The organism is Blautia sp. AF17-9LB (assembly GCF_003479185.1).
GTDB lineage: Bacteria > Bacillota > Clostridia > Lachnospirales > Lachnospiraceae > Fusicatenibacter > Fusicatenibacter saccharivorans.
Map to the genome: position 1 here is coordinate 129,919 of NZ_QUGU01000007.1, position 15,520 is coordinate 145,438.

Here is a 15,520-nt window from a genome sequence, read left to right on the forward strand (position 1 = left end):
CTGTTTCCGGCACGGCTTGCCACGCAGAGAAAAATAGTCTATAATAGGGAAAAGCTTCCGGTACATGCCGGAATTTAACACCAGTAGACAAGAAGTCCCCAGCTTCTAAAGCGGTGGGATGAATTGTTAAAAGAAACATAACGGAAGTGGCGGGCGGAGAAAAATCGGTATCCTCCACTGACATGAGGCAAGTCACAGTCGAACTATTTTCGGCATGTCAGACTCCGTGAAAATACCGACTGTGAGTTGAAACAAGAATAAAAGAGGAGAAACAATGATACAGACACCAATTCAGAAACTGGAATTTCCAAACGACAGAGGCGTCCGCCTGTACTGCAAGCGGGAGGATCTTCTTCCGTTTTCCTTAGGCGGAAACAAAGTCCGCATCGGACGTGCTTTTTTCCAGGATATGCAGGAGAAAAACAAAGACTGCATGATCATCTACGGAAACAGCAGATCCAACCTCTGCCGCGTGCTGGCCAATCTGTGCTGTGCCGAGAAAATTCCATGCTATATGATCTGTTCTTCTGAAGAAAACGAAGAACACCCGATCGAAACCAACAACAGCCGTCTGATGAAATGGCTCGGAGCCGAAGTCATTCCGTGCAGAAAAACAGAGATTGCACAGACCGTCGAGAAGACGATGAACCGTTTGACAGAAGAGGGATATCACCCATATTATATTTTCGGGGATAAATTCGGAACGGGCAATGAAGGCACACCGGTACAGGCCTACGTGGACGGCTACCGCGAGATTCTTGCGTGGGAGAAAGAACAGAACATTTCTTTTTCTCATATCTTTGCAGCATCCGGAACCGGCTCGACCCAGTGCGGCCTGGTAAGCGGAAAACTGCTCGAGCAGGGAACGGAGCAGATCATCGGCCTTTCGATTTCATCCCGCGAGTACGACCGAGCCATCCGCATCATGGAGAGCGGCATTTCCGATTATTTTGCGAAGAATCATCTCGTGCTGCCGGAAGGATGGGAGAGTGAACTTCATCTGGAAATGGGATACCGCCAGGGCGGATACGGCCAGTACGATGAGCGGATTTTACAGGTGATCCGGGAAGAGTTCTGCCGGAACGGCCTTCCGCTGGATCCGACGTACACCGGAAAGGCATTCTGGGGAATGAAGCAGTACATAGAAGAACATCAGTTACAGGACTGCGATGTGCTTTTTATCCATACCGGAGGCACGCCGCTGTTCTATGACTGCATTCTGAACGATACCGATGGAGGAAAAAAATGAAACTGATTTCAATAGTCATCCCATGCTACAATTCCGAGGCAACGATCCGGAAAGTTGTAGAGATGGTGATGGAAGAATTCAAGAAAATGGACGGATATGACTGCGAATTTGTCCTGGTGAACGACGGTTCCCCGAAAGACAATACGTATGGGGAGATCAAGAAGCTCGGTGAGCAGTATCAGAATGTCAAGGGCATCAACCTGCTGCGCAATTTCGGCCAGCACAATGCGCTGATGGCGGCACTCCACTACACCGAAGGAGATTTTATTCTCGGCATGGACGATGACATGCAGACACATCCGTCCCAGATCAGCAAACTGATCCACAAGATGGAAGAAGGATACGATCTGGTTTACGGCTGCTATCCGAAACGGAAAAATTCGTTCCTGAAAAATGTCACCAGCAAACTGAACGAAGTTTCCTCCCGGATTCTTCTCGGACGGCCAAAAGACATCGTTTCCAGCAATTTCTGGATGATTACCCGCCAGATCAAGGACGAGGTGGTAAAATACGACAGCTTCAATCCCTATATTGACGGCATTTTCTACCGCACGACACACAAAATCGGAAATGTAGAGGTGGAGCATTTCAAACGTGCAGTGGGAACTTCCAACTATACGTTAAAGAAATTGATCAAATTGTGGCTTGCCTACTGGAACTATTCTGTAATTCCGCTTCGCATATCGTCCGTTCTCGGCGGAGTTTCTGCAGCCGGCGGTTTTCTGGCAGCCATCATGATTGCCATCCGAAAGCTCATCAATCCGACCGTGATGGTTGGCTGGTCTTCGACGATCTGCGCCATCGTTGTTTTTTCCGGATTGATTCTGATGGTGCTCGGCATCATCGGAGAATACCTCGGAAAGATGATTCTGATTCTGAACCGCACGCCGCAGTATATTGTGCGGGAAACCATTAACGTATCTGATGAGGAAGAAAAAAAGTGAAAAAAATCATGATTTTAGGTGCCGGTATTTACCAGGTGCCGCTGATCCGGACTGCACGCAGAATGGGTCTTTACACGATCGTAGTGAGTATTCCCGGCGATTATCCGGGTTTTGCACTTGCAGATAAAATTTATGAACTGAATACGCGGGATAAAGAAGCGATTCTTGCGGCGGCGGAAAAAGAACAGATCGACGGAATCTGTACATCGGGAACCGATGTGGCCGTCAGCACAATCGGCTATGTCTGTGAAAAGATGCATCTGTCCGGCATTCCGTATGAGGCGGCGGAAATTCTGACCGATAAGGCAAAGATGAAAGACGCATTCCGGCAGGGCGGCGTTTCCGCGGCAGACGGGATGCGGGTAAGAAGCGCAGAGGAGGCACAAAAAGCCGCAGAACAGCTTGGATACCCGGTTGTCGTAAAACGGGTGGACAGTTCAGGAAGCCGCGGAATTACCGTGGTGGAGCATTCCGGACAGATCGAAGAAGCGTATGAAAATGCGAGAAACGGTTCGGCAAGAGATTATGTGCTGGTTGAAAAATTCCTCCGCGGAACGGAAATCGGCGTGGATGGATTTGTGCAGAACCACAAACTGGTCTTTCTGGCACCGCACACGAAATTTGTATACCGCGGTGCACACACGACCGTTCCGGTCGGCCACGCATTTCCGTATGGATGCAGCGGGGCACTGCGGGAAGAAATTGCCCGCCAGATGCAGCTGGCCGTCACCGCATCCGGTGCCGATCAGTGCTCCGTCAATGCGGATGTCTTTGTGGACGGAGAGAAGGTCTGGATCATTGAAATGGGCGGAAGAACCGGGGCAACCTGCATTCCGGAACTGATTTCAACGTATTACGGATTTGATTTTTATGAGCAGATGATCAAAAGCGCCCTCGGGGAAGAAACGGATTTTCAGCAGACGGAAAGCTGCCCGTGCATGGCAAAACTGCTGCTGAGTCCGGTAAGCGGAACCATCACACAAATCGACCGGGATCAGGTCGAACGTCTGCGTCAGGAAGGGCTGGAGCTTGTCCTGGATTATCCGGAGGGGCATGAAGTTTCTGCCATGGCAGATGGAACTGACCGGATCGGCCATGTGATTGTAAAGACGGACCGGGAAGCGGAACTGGATGAGCAGATGAAGCGGGTGTACCGCTGTATCTGGATTGATGGAAAAAATCTGGAGACAATCTGGGAAGAGAAAACAGCAAAATAAAAAACCCGGAATCTTTTCAAGACCTCAGAAGAGGAGCGAAAGGATTCCGGGTTTTGCGTTGCCAGGCATATCAATATCCGGTGGACCAATTTTGATTACACTGTTTTTACAGGCTTCATCATCATCCGATAGTAGACTGGAATCAGCAGTGCAACCGCACCGAACCAGGCAAACGGTGTGCGTCCGTTCTGCATACTCTGAATCGAGGTGCGGTAGACGGCGAGAAGGCCGAGCAGGAAGTAGAACGGCGCTTCGATCGTCAGGAATGCATCGGAGTAATGGTAAGAATCCGTGATTTCGCTCGAAAAGCTTGGTGAGCAGGTGCATCTGTCCCGCGAGGTCTGCTGCCGCCGCTTCCGGAAAATGACGGGAAAGACGGTGACGCAGTATCTCGAGGAATATCGTGTGTCCAAAAGCCTGCCGCTCGTCGAAAGCGGCTTTTTGCCACGAAAAATATGTTACATCTGTTTGATTGCCTGCAGCATTTCAAGATCCGAAGCAGTCACCTTGATATTGGAAACCATCGTTCGGCCGTCCGGTTTTTTCACCGTGACTTCGAGAATCGTTCCCTCCTCGATCTGCGAGGATGCGAGATCGCTCATGAATTTTACGAACTTCGGGTGGTTTTGGGCGAAACGGTTTCTCAGATTTTTTAATTCCATTAACTTTATTGGGTTAAATGCCATTCTTTTTTCTGTCCTTTCTATTCGAAACTTCTTTCGAAACATGAAAGTATTGTAACATGGAAAAGAAAAAATGCAAGCGGATAAAAAGAGAAAAGACAGAGATACTGGGAATAAGAGAAAAGATTCTCAATTAGAATGGGAGAAAAACGAATGAAAGCGAAGAAGTATCTGCTGTTTTTTCTTTTGGGCTACTGTATTTATATTGCCATCGAAGTCACCTACCGGGGTTACAGCTTCCGCCTGATGGGCATTGCCGGAGGAATGTCCCTTGCAGGAATCGGAATGCTGGAAGACGCCGGGCTGCGCCGCTTTCCGCTGGCGTTTCAGATGATGGTATCCGCCGTCCTGATTACGGCCATTGAACTGTATTCGGGGATGTTTTCCCTGAGGGTGCTGCATTACCGCATGTGGGACTATGGTACGCTGCCGTTTTCCATCTGCGAAGGATTAATCTGCCCGTGTTTTTTCGGGATCTGGTATCTGCTCTCGGCGGTTGGGATTTTTCTTACGGACTATGTGAGCTATTATATCTTCCATGAGGGGACGCACCCGGTGTATCGAAAGAAGAAAAAGGGTTGTGCCGAAGGGGAGTTCGTTATAAAATAAGAAAAAACAACCCAGGCAGGAGGTCCTCATGGAAAACGAAAAAAATTATCTGGAATATCTCGCAGAATTGTACCCGACCATCGAAAAAGCAGCGACCGAAATCATCAATCTGCAGTCCGTTATCAACCTTCCCAAAGGCACGGAGCATTTCCTTTCGGATATTCATGGCGAATACGAAGCCTTTTCTCATGTACTCCGCAACGGTTCCGGTGCCGTGCGAAAGAAGATTGACGATGTCTTCGGCCACACGCTCGGCATTTCGGAAAAACGTGCGCTTGCAACCCTTATCTATTACCCGAGAGAGCGCCTGGAGATGGAGAAAAAGCAGCAGGAGGACATCGATGACTGGTACAAGGTCATGCTGTACCGCCTGATCGACGTCTGCAAAATCGTTTCTTCCAAATACACCCGTGCCAAAGTGCGGAAAGCCCTGCCGGCGGATTATGGCTATATCATCGAGGAGCTGATCACCGAAAAGCCGGAGGTGCTCGACAAAGAAGCATACTACGAGGCGATCATCCAGACTATCCTCGAAATCGGAAGCGCCGAGAACTTCATCATTGCCGTGGCAGAGCTGATTCAGCGGCTCGTTGTTGATCATCTCCACATCATCGGCGACATCTTTGACCGCGGTCCGGAGCCGTATAAAATCATGGACTGCCTGATGAATTACCATTCCCTCGATATCCAGTGGGGCAACCACGATGTGCTCTGGATGGGCGCTGCGACCGGCCAGCCGGCGTGCGTGGCCAGCACGATCCGCATCTGCCTCCACTACGGCAATCTCGATGTGCTGGAGGACGGCTACGGCATCAATATGCTTCCGCTTGCCACCTTTGCTCTCGAGACGTACGGCGATGATCCGTGCGAATGCTTTGCCGCAAAAGGCGGCGAGGACAGCGGAAATTCCCAGCAGATGCTGGAGCGCCGCATGCACAAGGCCATCACCGTAATGCAGTTAAAGCTCGAGAACCGTCTGATCCGTGAGAACCCGGAGTACGGCATGGAAAACCGCCGTCTGCTGGAAAAGATCGATTACCAGAACGGAACGGTGACGATTGGGGAGAAAACATATGCTCTGCGCGACAAGAGCTTTCCGACGATCGACCCGGCGCATCCGGACGAGCTGACAGAAAAAGAGGCAGAAGTGCTCGATAAGCTGATCTTCGCCTTCCGAAACAGCGAAAAACTGCAGGCGCACGTCGATTTCCTGCTCAAAAAAGGAAGCCTCTACCGCGTCTACAATGGAAATCTGCTGTACCACGGCTGCATGCCGATGAATGAGGACGGCACCTTAAAAGAGGTACAGGTCGACGGAAAGAAATACAAGGGAAAAGCACTGTACGATATCCTCGAGCACAACGTGCGCCGCGCATTTGTAAGCCGCGATCCGAAAAAACGGGAGCAGGGCCGCAATACGCTGTGGTATCTGTGGACTGCGCCGAATTCCCCGCTGTACGGCCGCGACAAGATGACAACATTTGAGCGGTATTTCCTCGCAGAAAAAGAGACCTGGACCGAGGTGAAAAACGCGTATTACCGCCTGATCGAGAAAGAGGAGACGGCGGACCGGATCTTACAGGAGTTCGGGCTTGCCGGTGAAAATGTACATATTATCAACGGCCACGTCCCGGTACACCAGAGTGCTGGTGAAAGCCCGGTCAAATGCGGCGGCAAGGTGCTGATCATCGACGGCGGCTTCTGCAGGGCGTACCACAAAGAAACCGGCATCGCGGGTTACACGCTGATTTACAACTCGTACGGCCTCAGCCTCACCGCGCACGAGCCGTTTGAATCGACAGAAAAAGCAATCCAGGAGGAGAAGGATATTGTCTCCCGCCAGGTGGCGGTGCGGTACAACATGAAGCGCCAGTTAGTCGGCGATACGGATCAGGGACGGCAGATCCGGCAGCGCATCCGTGAATTAAAGGAACTGATCGAGGCGTACCGCACGGCTCAGTTAAAAGAGCTTCTTTAAATCAAGGGTTTTCAACTGCGCCGGAAAATGGTATAATCAAAACAGTGTGCGCAGATGGAAACACTGTGCGCTGGAACAGATGGAAAGAAGGAAGAAACATATGAGGGCATGGATTGCCAGGATGACAGAAGATAACATAGATCAGAGCGCGATCGAAAAAGCAGGAGAGATTCTGAAAAACGGCGGTCTGGCGGCATTCCCGACCGAGACCGTATATGGTCTTGGCGGAAATGCGCTGGATGCCAAAGCTTCCGAGAAAATTTATGCGGCAAAGGGCCGTCCGTCGGACAACCCGCTGATCGTCCACATCGGAAGAATGGAGGACCTCGAAACCGTAGCGGCAAACGTGCCGGAGAGTGCACGCAAACTGGCAGCTGCATGCTGGCCGGGACCGCTGACGATGATTTTTGAGAAAACAAATGCCGTTCCGCTCGAGACGACGGGAGGCCTTACCTCCGTAGCCGTGCGCTACCCGAGCAACAAAGTGGCAAACGCACTGATCTTAGCCGGAGGCGGCTTCATCGCAGCGCCGAGCGCCAATACATCAGGCCGGCCGAGCCCGACGAAAGCCGAGCATGTGATCGAGGACCTTGGGGACAAAATTGACTGTATCATCGACGGAGGAGACGCCGAGATCGGCCTCGAATCCACCATCGTCGATTTTACAGAGGAGATTCCGACGATTCTCCGCCCGGGCTATTACAACAAAGAGATGCTGGAAAAAGTGCTTGGAACCGTGCGTGTCGATCCGGGAATCCTTGCGGAGGACAGCCATGTGCGTCCGAAGGCACCGGGCATGCGCTACAAACATTATGCGCCGAAGGCAGACCTTACGATTATCCAGGGCGAGATGGAACGGGTGATACCGGAAATCAACCGCCTTGCCGCAGAACAGGAAAAGGCAGGAAAGAAAGTGGGCGTAATCTGCACCGATGAGACACGGGAGCAGTACACCACAGGAGATATCAAGAGCATCGGGCTGCGCGCCGAAGATGCGACGATCGCGCATCACCTGTTTGCGATTCTGCGCGACTTCGATGAGGACGGCGTGGAAGTGATTTATTCCGAGGCTTTCGACACCCCGCGTATGGGGCAGGCGATCATGAACCGCCTGTTAAAAGCCGCAGGCCACAAAGTAGCAGAGGTATAACAGTGAAACATTACAGCAGGATTTTATTTGTGGACGCGGACGATACCGCGCGCGCACCGATGGCGAAGGCGATTCTGCAGAGCAAAGAGCTTCCGTGGCCGATGGAAATTGGTTCCCGCGGGCTTGTCGTTCTGTTTCCGCAGCCGGTCAACCAGAAGGTAGAGGCAGTGCTTGCGCGCAACGGGCTTTCGGCCAAAGACCACACCACCACACCGCTTACCGCGGAGGACATCAACGACGACACGCTGCTTCTTGTGATGGAGGACAGTCAGAGGGAAAAGATCCGTGAGGACTTCCCGGATGCGCCCCATCTGCAGACGATCGCCGGATTTCTGCGGCTGGCAGGAGACATCCCCGCCCTTTACGGGGAACCGCTTACCGAATACGGAAAATGTTATGAAGCGCTGGAATTCCTGATTGAAGGTGTTCTTGCGCGGCTGAAAGAGGAGGAAGAACAATGATAGCTTTAGGATGTGACCACGGCGGATATGAGCTGATGCAGGAGGTAAAAGCATATCTGGATAAACAGGGACTGGAATATCAGGACTTCGGATGCTACAGCAACGAGGCAGTTGATTATCCGGTTTACGCCAGAAAAGTAGGCCATGCGATCCAGAACGGAACGTGTGATAAGGGAATCCTGATCTGCGGAACCGGAATCGGCATTTCTATCACGGCAAACAAAATGGAAGGAATCCGTGCAGCACTCTGCACCGACTGCTTCTGCGCAGAGGCAACCCGCCTGCACAACGATGCCAACGTACTGGCGATGGGAGGACGCGTTGTAGGCCCTGGCCTTGCAATCAAAATCGTAGAAACCTTCCTGAACACTCCATTTTCCGGAGAAGAGCGTCACGAACGCCGGATTCATTTGATTGAGCATGAAGGAGAAAATGAATAAATTTTAAACAAAACAAAGGAGAAGGGAAAATGGCAAGAACAGTCATCATGGATCACCCGCTGATCCAGCACAAAATCGGTATTATCAGAAAGAAAGACACAAGCTCCAAGGAGTTCCGCGAGATGATCAGCGAGATTGCAATGCTGATGTGCTACGAGGCAACCAGAGAGCTGCCGCTCACAGACGTTGAAATTGAAACCCCGATCTGCAAAACAACCGTAAAAGAGCTCGAAGGAAAGAAAATGGCAGTTGTGCCGATCCTCCGTGCCGGTCTTGGTATGGTAGAAGGTATGCTGGCTATGATTCCGGCAGCAAAAATCGGACACATCGGTCTGTACCGTGATCCGGAAACCCTGGCACCGGTTGAGTATTACTGTAAACTTCCGTCAGACATCGCAAGCCGTGAAGTATTTGTAACCGACCCGATGCTGGCAACCGGCGGTTCTGCAACGGCAGCCATCACCATGCTGAAAGAAAAAGGCGCAAAGAAGATCCACTTCATGTGCATCATCGCATCTCCGGAAGGAATCGAGAAAATGCATGAGGTTCACCCGGATGTCGATGTTTTCGTCGGAGCACTGGATGACCATCTGAACGAGCACGGCTACATTGTACCAGGCCTCGGCGATGCCGGAGACCGTATCTTCGGTACGAAATAAGAGCGGAAGCAAAGTACGTTAAGAAAACACAGGGGAAATGGGTATGAGCGATAAACGAGAGGATTATATTTCCTGGGATGAATATTTCATGGCAGTTGCCCAGCTTGCCGGTATGCGCTCGAAGGATCCGCACACACAGGTGGGAGCCTGCATTGTGAGCGAGGACAACAAGATTCTGTCCATGGGATACAACGGTTTCCCGAGAGGCTGCTCGGACGACGAGTTCCCGTGGGGAAAGACAAGTGAAAATCCGCTGGAAAACAAGTATCTTTACACAACGCACAGTGAACTGAACGCCATCCTGAATTACCGCGGTGGAAGCCTCGAGGGAGCCAAGCTGTATGTGACATTGTTCCCATGCAACGAGTGCTGCAAGGCGATTATCCAGGCGGGAATCAAAACGGTGATCTACGACTGCGACAAGTACGCGGACACCCCGTCCGTGATCGCATCGAAACGGATGATGAAGGCGTCCGGAGTCACTTTTCAGAAATACCACCGCACAGGGCGGGAAATTACCATGTCCCTGTAGCAGAAAAGATAATAGAAGGAGCGCGCCTGAACGAACAGAAAGTTCAGACGCGCTTCGTCTGTATACACGAAAAGACAAGAAACGGGAGGGCACCATGGAGAGCAATTTCGAATGGATTACGGCAAACGGGGATATCGGCATCCGCTTTTTCCACAGCATCGACGACGGCGGCTACAGCAACCCGCCGCACTGGCACAACGATCTGGAGATCATTTATCTTCTGGAAGGCCGTCTGAAAGTGCGTTTCGGTGACGGCGGCGAGCGGCAGATCGGGGCAGATGAACTTCTCGTCATCAACTCCGGCACGATCCACGCCGTGACGGCCTATCCGAATCAGGCCATCGTCCTGCAGGTTCCGTACGAGATGCTGCTGCAGTACATGGAGCATTACGATCAGCTTTACTTTGTTGTGGATGAAAGATCGGCCAGTGAGGCGGAAAAACAAAAACTTGCAGAATTCAAAGCAGTTCTCCGGGAGATGGATGAGGTGTACGGTGCGCAGAAAGAAGGGTATCAGTTAAAATTCGACAGCCTTCTTCTTGAAGCGCTGTACCGCTTACTGGTGGACTATGCGGTGCGGATCGGAAAAGAACACATTCCGCAGAATCAGAAGGCCGTACAGCAGATCCGCGAGGTCATGCGGTATATTGAGGAGCATTACGCCAAAAAGCTGACGGTGGCGCAGGTCGCGGAGCACTTTGGTTATACGCCGAATTATCTGTCGAAGCTTCTGAAACGGTACCTCGGTCTGACGGTCTACCAGTATCTGTATGAAATCCGGCTCGACCGGATCTGCCGCGACCTGCAGCATCCCGAGGCGCGGATCATGGAACTTCTGCCGAAACACGGCTGCGAAAACTACAAGTCGGTGTCGCGTCTGTTTAAGGAGCGGTACGGCTGCAGCATGAAGGAAATGCAGAAGCGGTATGAAAAGGAAAAAGGAGACCGCCCGATGGGCCAGTGGGTAAGAATCAGAAAAGCGGAAATGCCCTAATTTTCTGCCGAAAAAGGCACTAAACAAGAAGATGAGAGCATGGTATAGTGGAAGCATGAAACAGCGGATTTTCAGTAAATGCCGCAAAACATGTGAAAAATGGAGTGTAGAAAATGAAAGCAAAACAGATTACAACGTACCATGTAAAAGGGGAAGCAAAAACCTGGGAAAAAGCGCTGGCACCGGAAGACGAGTCCAAGAGCGTAAAAATGATTGAGTCGAACGTCATCAACCTGTATCCGGACTTTGCGTTCCAGACCATCGAGGGCTTCGGCGGCGCCATGACCGAGAGCAGCGCATACCTGCTGTCCCGTATGGATGAGGAAACACAGAATCAGGCATTACAGGATATTTTCGGACCGGACGGCCTTCATGCAAGATTTGTCCGCGTGCCGATCGACAGCTGTGATTATTCCCTTGAGGAGTATCAGGCAGTCGCAGACCCGATCGCAGACCCGGATCTGGCAACCTTCTCGATCGACCGCGACCGCAAATATGTCCTTCCGATGCTGAAAAAAGCCATCGAAATCTCCGCAGAGCCGATCAGTGTTCTGATGAGCCCGTGGTCTCCGCCGTATCAGTGGAAAACTGCACCGAAGATCGCAAAGAATGATGCTGCTGTTTACGGTGCAATGGGAATGCCGGTTCCGGAAGAGATTCCGCAGAGAAACCACGGCGGCAGCCTGAAACCGGAGTATTACGGAAGCTGGGCAAAATACGTCGTAAAATATCTGCAGGCATACCTCGATGAGGGAATCCCGGTGACGATGCTGAGCCTGCAGAACGAGACCGTAGCGGCTACCACCTGGGACAGCTGCGTATGGACACCGGAAGAGTCCAAAACCTACCTGAAAGATTATCTGTATCCGGAGATGAAAAAAGCAGGCCTGACGGACAAGATCGGCATCTTCATCTGGGATCACAACAAAGAGCGTATGATCGAGCACGTTCTGACCGTCCTTGACGAGGAGACCATGGACATGGTAGCCGGTATCGCATTCCACTGGTATTCCGGCGACCACTTCGAGGCTGTTGAGCTGATGAAACAGAAATACCCGGACAAAACCTTCATGCTTTCCGAGTGCTGTGCCATTCACATGCCGGGCAGAATCGGTTTTGGCGACGGTGGTTTCGGACCGGTGAACTTCCAGACACCAGAGTACGTCGATTACCTTGACGCCGCAGATTATGCACACGATATGATCGGAAACCTGAACGCCGGCATGAACCGCTGGATCGACTGGAACTTCCTCGTAGACAAAGACGGCGGCCCGCGCCACGTACCGATGGGATTCACCTCAGGTCTGATTGTAGATGATGATTTCCATTACCGCAAACCGATCATGTACCACTACATCGGCCACATTTCCAAATATATTGCTCCGGGTGCAAAACGCATCGGCTGGAGCAAATACGGAGCAAACCTGGATGTAACGGCCGCAGTCAATCCAGACGGAAGCTACGTTGTGATCCTGCTGAACCGCACAAAAGAGGATTCCGGCTGCTTCCTGCGTGTCAACGGACATATCATGCGTGTCGATCTTCCGGCAGAGACACTCAGCACGGTTGTAATCGAGAAATAAAAAGCAAAAATAAGAAAATGCCTTCTGTGCAGAATGGAAACAGTCTGCACAGAAGGCATTTTTGTAAGATACGATTTATTTTTGATCGGAATCGGAAGAATCTGAGTTTTTCTCTTCGGTCGAAGGCTTTGCCGGTGTATACGGCGCATCAACCGGAGACTCTTCCGTGGTCAGCTTTGTCAGCGCTTTGCGCAGCCGGTAGCCCGGAAAGTGGAAGACTTCGGCCTCGTCGATCTTCTTTTTCTGATATGGGATCGCCTGTCTCGTTTCCGGATCAATGTGGTCCATGTGGAAGTAAAACGCATCGTCATCCGGCAGGTGATATTTTTCAAGACGACGGTTGGCGAAGTTGCGGCAGACCGTGCAGATAATGGCACAGACCGGAACGGCGATGATCATGCCAAAGACACCCCAGAAGCCGCCGCCGATCAGAATCGAGATGATGATAAGGAAGCTGGACACGCCGGTCGTCTCGCCGAGGATTTTCGGTCCTAAGAAGTTTCCGTCAAACTGCTGCAGGAGAACGACGAAAATCAGGAAATACAGTGCCTGCAGAGGGTCGATCAGAAGGATCAGCAGAAGACACGGAACGGCGCCGAGGAACGGGCCGAAAAACGGAATGATATTCGTCACACCGATGATTACGCTGACCAGCAGTGCGTACGGGGTGCCGATCAGGCTCGTCACAAGATAGCAGATGGCACCGATGATGATCGAATCGATGACTTTTCCAACGAGGAACCCGCTGAATTCCTGGTTCACATACTGGCAGTCGCGGATCACGGCATTTCCGTGATCCAGACCGAGCAGCGCGTAGACTGCTTTTTTCAGCTTGGCAATGTAGCTTTCCTTGTTGTACAGCATGTAGATCGCAACGATCGCGCCAAGCAGAATGTTTTTGAAAAACGTAACCATGTTGACGAGCTGTCCGGAGAGGTTCAGAAGGAACGTACGGAGCATCGGCATCAGGTCATTGGTCAGCCAGTTGGAAAGCTTTGCGGAGAACGTGGAGATGTACTGGTCTGCCGTCTGCTGCATCTCCGGGTAATTCGCCAGCACTTTTGTGGCAAAATCCTGAATGTTGTTTGCGTAGTTGGAGAAGTTGGAGACGATGTTTGTGATACTTGAGAACAGCTCCGGGATCAGGGTCGCAATGAGTCCGTACAGCGCGAAAAGCATGGAGACGTACGTCAGAAGAATCAAAAGCGCCCGCGCAAGCTTTTTACAGCGTACCGACTGTGTTTTTCCGTGCCGGGCAAAGAGTCTGGCGATGATCCGCTGTTCTATGAAGTTAATGATCGGGCTGATCACATAGGCGAGAATCAGGGCTGCAATCAGGGGGGAGAGAATGTTGAGGACATTGTGAAAGGCGGTCCGCACAGAAGTCTGGTGGAAGAGCAGGTAGTAAAAAATCATGGACGCTGCAAGTACCAGAAAGGCAGTAACGCCGGCCCGGACATATTTTCGGTAACGATCCAGTTTCATAAAAATGTAAATCCCCTTTCGAATTTTATTAACCTCTATTATACACATGCAATCCCCAAAATACAACCGCAACCACACTTGCGGTAAAAAAAGGAAACTGCTATACTGGAAAAGCAGATTTAGAAAAAGGAGATAACAAATTTGAAGATAAAAATGCCGCCAAGCGTAAATATGGTAATCGATTCCCTGCATGCGAAAGGCTTCGAAGCGTACGCGGTCGGAGGCTGTGTGCGCGATACGATTCTTGCGCGGGAGCCGGACGACTGGGATATTACAACCTCTGCTTCCCCACAGCAGGTAAAAGAAATTTTTGACCGCACCGTGGATACGGGACTGGAGCACGGAACGGTAACAGTTCTGGCCGGAAGCGGCGCGCACGAGGTCACGACGTACCGCATCGACGGAGAGTATGAGGACGGCCGCCATCCGAAAGAAGTGGTCTTTACCTTCAGCCTCGCCGAGGATCTGCGCCGCCGTGATTTTACGATCAATGCGATGGCATACAACAACGAAGAGGGGCTTGTGGATCTGTTCGATGGAATCAGGGATTTACAGCGCAAAGTCATCCGCTGTGTCGGAAATCCGACCGAGCGGTTCAGTGAGGATGCACTGCGGATCCTGCGTGCCCTCCGCTTTTCCGCACAGCTCGGCTTCAAACTCGATCCGGCAACACTGGATGCCATCATAGCACTCGCGCCGACGCTTGAAAAAATCAGCGCTGAGCGGATCCGTGTGGAACTGAATAAACTGCTGATCTCGAAGCGGCCGGAGTACATGGAGGCCGTCTATGAGGCGGGTATTACAAAAATTGTGCTGCCGGAGTTTGATGAACTGATGAAAACGCCGCAGAACAATCCGCACCACTGCTATAATGTCGGTGAGCACACGATTGCCGCTCTGCAGCACGTTCCGGCAGATCCGATTCTGCGCTGGACGATGCTGCTCCACGACATTGCAAAACCGGCGTGCCGCACAACGGATGAGGCTGGCATCGATCATTTTAAAGGCCACGCACCGGCGGGGGAGAAAATGGCGAAAGCGATTCTGCGCCGTCTGAAATTCGACAACGAAACCATCCGCCAGGTCGCAGCATTGATCCGCTGGCATGACTGCCGCATGGCTCCGGAGAAACCGGTGATCCGCCGTATTCTGAACAAACTCGGCCCGGAGCTGTTCGAAAAACTGATGATCGTGCAGGAAGCCGATACGATGGCCAAAAGCCTGTACCAGCGGGAGAAAACCCTGGAACGGATCGGAAAGGTAAGGGAGTGCGTCAGAGAAATTCTCGATAACGGCGACTGCTTTACGTTGAAAATGCTGGCCGTTTCCGGCAAAGATCTGATGGAACTCGGTGTCCCAAAAGGCCCGAAAATCGGCGAATGCCTGAACGCGGCGCTGGAAGAAGTGATGAAAGATCCGGCGAAGAATACAAAAGAATACCTGACAGAGTACGTAAAAACACTGCTGTAAAGCCAAAACGGCAAACAAAAGAGAGCCGGGGACAGAACAATCCGTCCCCGGCTCTCTTTTGTTTTT

16 protein-coding genes are annotated in these 15,520 nt (G+C 51.6%); 13 read left to right on the top strand and 3 right to left on the bottom strand.

The genetic code is table 11. The annotated features are described in order from the left end of the window. Positions 1–274 precede the first annotated feature (274 nt). From DWX00_RS09350 to DWX00_RS09360, 3 genes are read left to right on the top strand one after another with little or no spacing between them, the layout of a single operon-like run. Entirely contained in the window at positions 275–1,249 is a 975-nt protein-coding gene (locus tag DWX00_RS09350; RefSeq protein WP_055218684.1) for a 1-aminocyclopropane-1-carboxylate deaminase/D-cysteine desulfhydrase, read from the top strand. Then, complete coding sequence (locus DWX00_RS09355; RefSeq protein WP_117509476.1) at positions 1,246–2,193, top strand: glycosyltransferase family 2 protein; 948 nt, start codon at positions 1,246–1,248, stop codon at positions 2,191–2,193. The genes DWX00_RS09350 and DWX00_RS09355 overlap by 4 nt, the downstream gene beginning before the upstream one ends. After that, complete coding sequence (locus DWX00_RS09360; RefSeq protein WP_117509475.1) at positions 2,190–3,410, top strand: ATP-binding protein; 1,221 nt, start codon at positions 2,190–2,192, stop codon at positions 3,408–3,410. Before DWX00_RS09355 ends, DWX00_RS09360 begins: the two co-directional genes overlap by 4 nt. A 95-nt stretch (positions 3,411–3,505) precedes the next feature. Here DWX00_RS09360 and DWX00_RS09365 read toward each other — a convergent pair whose 3' ends face one another. Together DWX00_RS09365 and DWX00_RS09370 are read right to left on the bottom strand one after the other, a co-directional pair. Further along, positions 3,506–3,823 (bottom strand): hypothetical protein, encoded by a 318-nt coding sequence (locus DWX00_RS09365; protein ID WP_226906320.1) that lies wholly within the window; start codon positions 3,821–3,823, stop codon positions 3,506–3,508. Between the two features lie 45 nt (positions 3,824–3,868). Continuing rightward, positions 3,869–4,096, bottom strand: coding sequence for a hypothetical protein (locus tag DWX00_RS09370; RefSeq protein WP_117509474.1), 228 nt, complete (start codon positions 4,094–4,096; stop codon positions 3,869–3,871). A 150-nt stretch (positions 4,097–4,246) separates the two neighbouring features. On the opposite strand from DWX00_RS09370, the gene DWX00_RS09375 reads away from it, so the two are divergent. From DWX00_RS09375 to DWX00_RS09415, 9 genes are all read left to right on the top strand, one after another. Then, positions 4,247–4,702, top strand: coding sequence for a putative ABC transporter permease (locus DWX00_RS09375; RefSeq protein WP_158554976.1), 456 nt, complete (start codon positions 4,247–4,249; stop codon positions 4,700–4,702). 28 nt (positions 4,703–4,730) lie between these two features. Beyond that, positions 4,731–6,680, top strand: coding sequence for a fructose-1,6-bisphosphatase (locus DWX00_RS09380; protein ID WP_117509472.1), 1,950 nt, complete (start codon positions 4,731–4,733; stop codon positions 6,678–6,680). Between the two features lie 100 nt (positions 6,681–6,780). Beyond that, the gene (locus tag DWX00_RS09385) at positions 6,781–7,830 is read left to right on the top strand and encodes an L-threonylcarbamoyladenylate synthase (RefSeq protein WP_118595102.1); all 1,050 of its coding nucleotides are present in this window, start codon (positions 6,781–6,783) and stop codon (positions 7,828–7,830) included. Between the two features lie 2 nt (positions 7,831–7,832). Further along, complete coding sequence (locus DWX00_RS09390) at positions 7,833–8,291, top strand: arsenate reductase/protein-tyrosine-phosphatase family protein (protein ID WP_055218690.1); 459 nt, start codon at positions 7,833–7,835, stop codon at positions 8,289–8,291. Then, positions 8,288–8,731, top strand: a complete 444-nt coding sequence (rpiB, locus tag DWX00_RS09395) for a ribose 5-phosphate isomerase B (protein ID WP_055218692.1) — start codon at positions 8,288–8,290, stop codon at positions 8,729–8,731. The genes DWX00_RS09390 and rpiB overlap by 4 nt, the downstream gene beginning before the upstream one ends. Positions 8,732–8,760: 29 nt before the next feature. Beyond that, complete coding sequence (gene upp / locus DWX00_RS09400) at positions 8,761–9,390, top strand: uracil phosphoribosyltransferase (protein ID WP_022462095.1); 630 nt, start codon at positions 8,761–8,763, stop codon at positions 9,388–9,390. A 43-nt stretch (positions 9,391–9,433) separates the two neighbouring features. After that, positions 9,434–9,922 carry a deoxycytidylate deaminase gene (locus DWX00_RS09405; RefSeq protein WP_022462096.1) on the top strand — a complete coding sequence of 163 codons (489 nt, stop codon included), beginning with the start codon at positions 9,434–9,436 and terminating at the stop codon, positions 9,920–9,922. Between the two features lie 94 nt (positions 9,923–10,016). Further along, positions 10,017–10,916, top strand: coding sequence for an AraC family transcriptional regulator (locus DWX00_RS09410; RefSeq protein WP_118595103.1), 900 nt, complete (start codon positions 10,017–10,019; stop codon positions 10,914–10,916). A 113-nt stretch (positions 10,917–11,029) separates the two neighbouring features. After that, entirely contained in the window at positions 11,030–12,499 is a 1,470-nt protein-coding gene (locus DWX00_RS09415; RefSeq protein WP_118595104.1) for a glycoside hydrolase family 30 protein, read from the top strand. Between the two features lie 75 nt (positions 12,500–12,574). Here DWX00_RS09415 and DWX00_RS09420 read toward each other — a convergent pair whose 3' ends face one another. Next, on the bottom strand, positions 12,575–13,984 hold the full coding sequence (locus DWX00_RS09420) for an AI-2E family transporter (protein WP_158578793.1): 1,410 nt from the start codon (positions 13,982–13,984) through the stop codon (positions 12,575–12,577). Between the two features lie 141 nt (positions 13,985–14,125). Between DWX00_RS09420 and DWX00_RS09425 the strand changes: the two genes are divergently transcribed. Next, entirely contained in the window at positions 14,126–15,454 is a 1,329-nt protein-coding gene (locus tag DWX00_RS09425; protein WP_118595106.1) for a CCA tRNA nucleotidyltransferase, read from the top strand. Positions 15,455–15,520 lie beyond the last annotated feature (66 nt).

Excerpts from the sequence above, each read along its gene's own strand:
- DWX00_RS09405 (WP_022462096.1), top strand. The coding sequence starts at position 9,434 with ATGAGCGATAAACGAGAGGATTATATTTCCTGGGATGAATATTTCATG.
- rpiB (WP_055218692.1), top strand. The coding sequence starts at position 8,288 with ATGATAGCTTTAGGATGTGACCACGGCGGATATGAGCTGATGCAGGAG.
- DWX00_RS09350 (WP_055218684.1), top strand. The coding sequence starts at position 275 with ATGATACAGACACCAATTCAGAAACTGGAATTTCCAAACGACAGAGGC.
- DWX00_RS09380 (WP_117509472.1), top strand. The coding sequence starts at position 4,731 with ATGGAAAACGAAAAAAATTATCTGGAATATCTCGCAGAATTGTACCCG.
- DWX00_RS09355 (WP_117509476.1), top strand. The coding sequence starts at position 1,246 with ATGAAACTGATTTCAATAGTCATCCCATGCTACAATTCCGAGGCAACG.
- upp (WP_022462095.1), top strand. The coding sequence starts at position 8,761 with ATGGCAAGAACAGTCATCATGGATCACCCGCTGATCCAGCACAAAATC.
- DWX00_RS09415 (WP_118595104.1), top strand. The coding sequence starts at position 11,030 with ATGAAAGCAAAACAGATTACAACGTACCATGTAAAAGGGGAAGCAAAA.
- DWX00_RS09370 (WP_117509474.1), bottom strand. The coding sequence starts at position 4,096 with ATGGCATTTAACCCAATAAAGTTAATGGAATTAAAAAATCTGAGAAAC.
- DWX00_RS09420 (WP_158578793.1), bottom strand. The coding sequence starts at position 13,984 with ATGAAACTGGATCGTTACCGAAAATATGTCCGGGCCGGCGTTACTGCC.
- DWX00_RS09375 (WP_158554976.1), top strand. The coding sequence starts at position 4,247 with ATGAAAGCGAAGAAGTATCTGCTGTTTTTTCTTTTGGGCTACTGTATT.
- DWX00_RS09410 (WP_118595103.1), top strand. The coding sequence starts at position 10,017 with ATGGAGAGCAATTTCGAATGGATTACGGCAAACGGGGATATCGGCATC.
- DWX00_RS09385 (WP_118595102.1), top strand. The coding sequence starts at position 6,781 with ATGAGGGCATGGATTGCCAGGATGACAGAAGATAACATAGATCAGAGC.